At 47.7% G+C, this 6,764-nt stretch carries 3 protein-coding genes; 2 read left to right on the top strand and 1 reads right to left on the bottom strand.

The window, feature by feature from the left end; genetic code table 11:
* Positions 1-55 precede the first annotated feature (55 nt).
* Positions 56-4,351, bottom strand: coding sequence for a PolC-type DNA polymerase III (locus tag H2C83_RS16995; RefSeq protein ID WP_181742358.1), 4,296 nt, complete (start codon positions 4,349-4,351; stop codon positions 56-58).
* A 462-nt stretch (positions 4,352-4,813) separates the two neighbouring features.
* Between H2C83_RS16995 and exaC the strand changes: the two genes are divergently transcribed.
* On the top strand, positions 4,814-6,346 hold the full coding sequence (gene exaC, locus H2C83_RS17000) for an acetaldehyde dehydrogenase ExaC (protein WP_181742359.1): 1,533 nt from the start codon (positions 4,814-4,816) through the stop codon (positions 6,344-6,346).
* A gap of 11 nt (positions 6,347-6,357) precedes the next feature.
* Positions 6,358-6,723 carry a DUF779 domain-containing protein gene (locus H2C83_RS17005; RefSeq protein WP_181742360.1) on the top strand — a complete coding sequence of 122 codons (366 nt, stop codon included), beginning with the start codon at positions 6,358-6,360 and terminating at the stop codon, positions 6,721-6,723.
* Positions 6,724-6,764 lie beyond the last annotated feature (41 nt).

A 6,764-nucleotide genomic window follows, 5' to 3' on the forward strand; every position in this document is an offset into this window, starting at 1 on the left:
GGGTTTGTCATCAATCTCAGGAGTCGGGTCATCCCGACTCCTTTTTGGCTTCCGTTTAAAACAGGGCCAATTGATTGCTTTCCGGCAACCCTTTTAAACAGCCTAACCGTTCCAATACTTCAACGACCGTACTGGATAGCCGTGACCTTTTCTGCAGATCCTCAATCGACAGGAATTCTCCCTGTTCGCGAGCAGTAACAATGTTTTGCGCAGCGCTTTCCCCAACCCCGGAAATCGCCGCAAACGGCGGAATCAGCCGTTTTTCCTCATCAAGCCAAAACTTGACGGAATCCGATTTGTACAAATCAACCGGTGCAAATTGAATCCCGCGGGCATACATCTCCATCACCAATTCCAAAGTGGCTGCCATCGATTTTTCCTTGGCCGATGCCTGGAAGCCCAGCTCATTGATTTCGTTCAACTTTCGTTTTACCGTATCATATCCTTTTAAAACAAGCTCAATATCGAACTCGCCCACACGCGTGCTGAATAACGCTGCATAGAAGGCTTCCGGATGATAAACCTTGAACCAGCCAATCCGCACGGCCGCGGTCACATAGGCCGCCGCGTGGGCGCGCGGGAACATGTATTTGATCTTGCGGCAACAATCAATATACCATTCAGGAACCCCGTTTTCCCTCATCAAGTCAGCCTCTTCATCAGTCAAACCTTTTCCTTTTCTTACTTTTTCCATGATCTTGAAGGCTTTTTTGGGAGGAAGTCCCATCCGGAGCAAATACAGCATAATGTCATCACGGCAACAGATTGCTTCCGAAATGGTACATGTGCCTGCATTGATCAGGTCCTGCACATTTCCCTGCCAGACGTCTGTTCCGTGGGACAGGCCGGATACACGAACCAGCTCACTGAAACGGCTGGGTTTTGCATCTTTGAGAATTCCACGCGCAAAGAATGTGCCAAATTCGGGAATTCCCAAAGTGCCGTGTTCAATCCCGTTAATATCTTCAGGGCTTACCCCGATGCTTTTGGTGCTGCGAAACAGTTCAATCACTTTTTTGTCTCCAAGCGGCACCTTCGTCGGGTCGATTCCTGTCAACTTGTGGAGCAGGCGCTGGATCGTCGGCCCGGTATGTCCGAGCAAGTCCAGTTTCAATATTTTCCCGGAAATCGCCTTGTAATCAAAATGGGTTGTAATTACTCCCGATTTGCTATCATCAGCAGGATGCTGGACCGGGGTAAAATCATATACTTCCTTTTCCTGCGGCACGACCATCAGTCCGCCGGGATGCTGTCCGGTCGACCTTTTGACGCCGACACATCCCAGTGCCAGCCGCTCAACTTCCGCACGCCGCAAGTTCATGTTATTCAGTTCGGCATATTTTTTTACGTATCCAAACGCAGTCTTTTCCTTGACTGTATTAATGCTTCCCGCACGGTAAATATACTCTTTGCCAAACAGTTCCTCCGTGTATTGATGAGAACGCAACTGATATTCCCCGTCAAAGTTCAGGTCGATATCAGGCGCCTTATCCCCCTCAAAGCCAAGGAATGTTTCAAACGGGATATCATGCCCGTCTTTCCAAAGTTCTTCCCCGCAGTTGGGACATTTTTTATCCGGCAAATCAAATCCGCTCTCATAGGAACCGTCGGTAATGAATTCACTGTACTTGCATTTTTTGCAGCGGTAATGGGGCGGCAAAGGATTCACTTCGGAAATGTAACTTAAACAGGCTACGACTGAAGAACCGACTGATCCCCGCGAGCCAACGAGATATCCATCTTCGAGCGATTTGTTCACAATCTTTTGGGAAATCATGTACAACACACTAAATCCATGTTTGATAATGGAGTTCAATTCCCGTTCCAATCTGTTTGCCACAATATCCGGCAATTTCTCGCCATACCACTCATGCGCGGTCCGATAGCAAATCTCTTTTAATTCTTCTTCCGCTCCCTCCAGGTGAGGTGTATACGTTTCATCCGGGAATGGCTTCACCTGTTCAATTTGGTCAGCAATGGCGCGCGGATGGGTAATCACCACTTCTTTGGCCTTTTCTTCGCCAAGATAGCGAAACTCCCGCAACATCTCGTCGGTCGTCCGGAAATACGCTTTTGGCAACGGCCCCTGCGGTTTTGCCCCTGTCTGGTTGGCTGCCACAATATCGCGGAAAATGGCGTCCTGTTCATCCAAGTAGTGCACATCGGATGTTGCCACAACGGGTTTTCCCAGTTTTTCCCCCAATTTGACAATTAACCGGTTTGCCTGGCGCAAACGGTCCGCACTTTCAACCAATCCCTTTTCGACCAGATGCATGTTGAACTCAACCGGCTGGATTTCCAGATAATCATAAAACCGGGCGATTTCTTCCACTTCTGTTTCCGACTTGTTCAGGGCAGCCTCAAACAGTTCTCCCCGCTCGCAGCCGGAACCTACCAGCAGCCCCTGGCGGTGTTTGATCAGTTCACTGCGCGGAATGCGAGGAACCCGGTAAAAGTATTTAAGATGGGACATGGAAATCAATTTGTACAGATTTTTCATCCCTTCCTGGTTCTGTACCAGCAAGATGGCATGGAAAGGCCGTGCCCGCAACAGATCCCGCTTGTCGCGATTTTCATTCATTTGATCAAGATGGGTAATCCCTTTCTTTTCGTTTGCCATCATTAACATTTTCCACAAGATGTGTCCTGTTGTTTCCGCGTCATAAATGGCCCGGTGATGCTGTTCCAGTTTGATTCCCAATTTGTCCGCCAGCGTATTCAGACGATGGTTCCGCATGTCCGGAAAAAGCATTCTCGCCAATTCAAGTGTATCAATGACAGGATTTTTGACAGGTTTCTGTCCGATCCGCTTGACAGCCTCCTGCAGAAACCCCATATCAAAACGGGCATTGTGTGCAACCAGAACGCTGCCTTCAATAAATTTCAGGAAATCAGCGACTACCTTGTCCACTTCGGGGGCATCCTTCAACATTTCATCGGTAATATGCGTCAGTTCAACAATCTTTTTGGACAGGAACCGGTGCGGATTGGCAAAGCTGGAAAACCGATCGATAATTTTTCCTTCTCTCATCTTTACGCCCGCCAACTCGATAATCACATCATGAACTGCTGACAGCCCGGTCGTCTCCACATCAAATATCACATACGTATCCTTCAGCAGGTCCCGTTCTTCTTCATTGATGACAATCGGGATGCCGTCATCGACAATATTGGCCTCTACTCCGTACAGCACCTTTACATCGTGTTCGGCACCGGCTTTATAAGCATCCGGATAAGCCTGAACCACTGCGTGATCGGTAATGGCGACAGCCGGATGGCCCCATTCGGCCACCCTTTTGATAATCTGACCGGCACTTGCGATCCCGTCCATGGCCGACATGTTTGTATGCAAGTGAAGCTCTACCCGTTTTTCCTCCGCTGTATCCTTGCGGACAAACGTTTCCGGTTCAATCTCGGCCAAATCATTTACCATAACGACCAGTTCGCGGGAAAAAGTATCAAACTGGACACCCCCCCGCACTTTCAGCCAGTCACCATCCCGGATTTGCGCAAAAATGGCGGCCTGTTCCTTGTCCCGGGCAAATACTTTGCAGGAAATGGAGCTTGTAAAATCAGTAAGGTTAAATGTCAGCAACTTCCGCCCGCTCTTCAATTCTTTCAGCTCGCTTTTGAAAACCTTCCCCTTGATCACGACGCTCCGTTCTTCTTCCACAATCTCTATGATTTTGATCGGGTCGCCCTGGATGGTATAGCCAAGTTTCTTTTCTGCCGGTCTGCCATCCGGCTCCCGTCCTTTATCTTTCTGTTCTGCCAACGTTTTTTGCACGAGCGACTGTTCCTCCAGCACTCTTTTTTCCTGGAACTGTTCAATCATTGACTGGCCCGGATCTTCTTTCCTGGTCGCAAAGACAACCGGCAACATGACTCCGGTAATCCGTTCATAATACTTCATAATGTACCGGTCCACTTCACGTTTTCTTGCCATATGCATCATAGCAGAATTTGGAAAAATGACTGTAATCCGATCCCCTTCTATGCGCCACTCTGCCTGCCCAAACCAGGTTGCAGCAGCCGGGGTGACCTGTTCTTGCAATTGTTTCTGAATAAAATACTTATATTTCCGCAATACTATATCATGTTGTATCCGGTCATACGAAAAGTGCATTTGAACCTGGATCAGTGGCTGAAAATGTTTCTTCACACGCACCTGAAATTCTTGCCACAGATCGGCATCAAGCGGTTCAGCCAGATTCAGGTGGATCTTCCAGATTCCTTCCCGGGTGCTTACCTGTACCTCTTTGATGACACCGTCCAGAAACGGCTGATTCAGCCACTCTTCCGGCAGATTGACCTCACGGAACAGATTGACAAGCGCTTGCCGGCCCTTCATTTTTTTGACCTCCAAATACCTGGTATGTCTTCACTCATTTCATTTTCCCTTCTTTTCAAATACTGCTCCTGATGAAATATCGAGTCATTTATTTATTGTATCTAACAATATCAGTGAGAGAAAGAGGCGATTTTTGGTGAACAGCATTCCCTTTCCATGACGGGCTTCCCGTTTATCCGGTTTGACTTTTTACATCCATCCACAAAGGCATGCTTGACGCCACTTCTCATGGGATGGGCTGTCTTTTGAGAATTTTATGTGCCAATATCGCCTTTTCACTTTCAGCTTTCAATCCTTCCGTTATCTATTCCACGGAGTGGTTTTCTTGTCTGAAATAAAAATAATCTTTCACAAAAAAATAAGCAAACAAATGAAATTTAAGAAGGAATATAATTTTAATTTACTGAATTTTATATATATAAAGAGTTTTTAATTATTTCAGCATATAAGGAGGATGTGTGAATGAGCGTCAAGTTGTCCGGTTTTAAAGCCCCCAATACGGAAGGAAGCCTGCTTCATTACAAACCGTGTTATGATAATTTTATCGGCGGAGAATGGGTTGCTCCTGTAAACGGCGAGTATTTTGATAACATTTCCCCAATTGACGGCAAGGTGTTTACAAAAGTTGCCCGCTCGCAAAAAGAGGACATTGAACTTGCTCTGGACAAGGCACACCAGGCTCGGGAAAAATGGGGCAATACTCCCGCAGCAAAAAGAAGCAAACTCCTCCTGAAAATTGCAGATCGTCTGGAAGAAAACAAGGAAAAACTGGCCCTTTCGGAAACATGGGACAATGGGAAACCGATCCGTGAAACCCTTGCTGCAGACATTCCCCTGGCAATTGATCATTTCCGTTATTTTGCCGGTGTGATCCGGGGAGAGGAAGGCAGCATTTCCGAGATTGATTCCCAAACCCTTTCTGTCCATATCAAAGAACCAATCGGTGTTGTCGGACAAATCATTCCCTGGAACTTCCCCCTGTTGATGGCTGCTTGGAAACTGGCACCCGCTCTGGCTGCCGGGAACTGCGTTGTCCTGAAACCGGCTGAACAGACTCCGGTTACGGCTCTCATATTTGCTGAACTCATTCAGGATTTACTGCCGCCAGGCGTACTCAATATCGTGAACGGGTTCGGCCCGGAAGCCGGTCAGGCGCTTGCCACTTCACCGCGGGTCGGCAAAATTGCCTTTACCGGCGAAACTACAACCGGGCGCTTGATCATGCAGTTTGCATCGGAAAACATTATTCCTGTCACCCTTGAACTGGGAGGGAAATCACCAAATATATTTACCGAAAGCATTTTTGACAAAGATGACAGCTTTCTGGAAAAATCCGTCGAAGGTTTTGCCATGTTCGCATTAAATCAGGGCGAAGTTTGCACCTGCCCATCCCGCGCCCTGATCCAGGAGTCCATCTATGAAGAATTTATCGAACGCGCCATTGACCGTGTTCGCCGGATTAAAATGGGCGATCCGTTAAATCCTGAAACAATGATGGGCGCACAGGCTTCTCAGGACCAATTTCAAAAAATCATGAGCTATATTGAATTGGGACGGGAAGAGGGAGCCAAATGCCTGACCGGCGGAAAACCATACAGAAATGAAAAATATCCTGACGGTTTTTACATTGAGCCAACCGTTTTTGTCGGAAACAATCGCATGCGTATCTTCCAGGAAGAAATCTTTGGTCCCGTCGTCTCTGTCACGACATTTAAAGACGAACAGGAACTTCTGCAAATCGCCAACGATACCCTCTACGGACTGGGAGCCGGCCTGTGGACCCGGGACGCCCATCAGGCATACCAGATTGCCAGAAAAATCGAAGCTGGCCGGATCTGGGTAAACTGCTATCACCAATATCCGGCACATGCTGCATTTGGCGGTTACAAACAATCCGGTATCGGCCGTGAAACCCACAAAATGATGTTGGAACATTATCAGCAAACAAAAAATCTGCTCATTTCATACGATAAGAATCCGACCGGATTATTCTAGAGTGACCGCAAGTGACACCGGTACAACGTGTGCAGGTAACCGATGAAGCCGCCAAAGTCATTGAGCGGTTGCGCCGGAAACATGGAGATCTGATGTTTCACCAGAGCGGCGGCTGTTGTGACGGATCGTCTCCCATGTGTTTTAAAGCGGGTACTTTCCGAATCGGCGCTAATGATGTATTTCTTGGCAAAATTGCCGATTGCCCGTTTTACATGTCCCGTTCGCAATATGAGTACTGGAAACACACCCAGCTTACGATCGATGTCACAAAAGGGCGCGGCGCTTCATTTTCCCTGGAGATCCCTTTAGGCGTCCGTTTCATCATCCGTTCCCGTCTGTTTACCGCTGAAGAGCGGAAAAAATTGAATCCCGGCTGAACAAAAGAACCCCTGCCTTGTTTGATGTGCACCCCTTAAAA

Source organism: Thermoactinomyces mirandus, from assembly GCF_013868055.1.
Classification (GTDB): Bacteria; Bacillota; Bacilli; order Thermoactinomycetales; family Thermoactinomycetaceae; genus Thermoactinomyces; species Thermoactinomyces mirandus.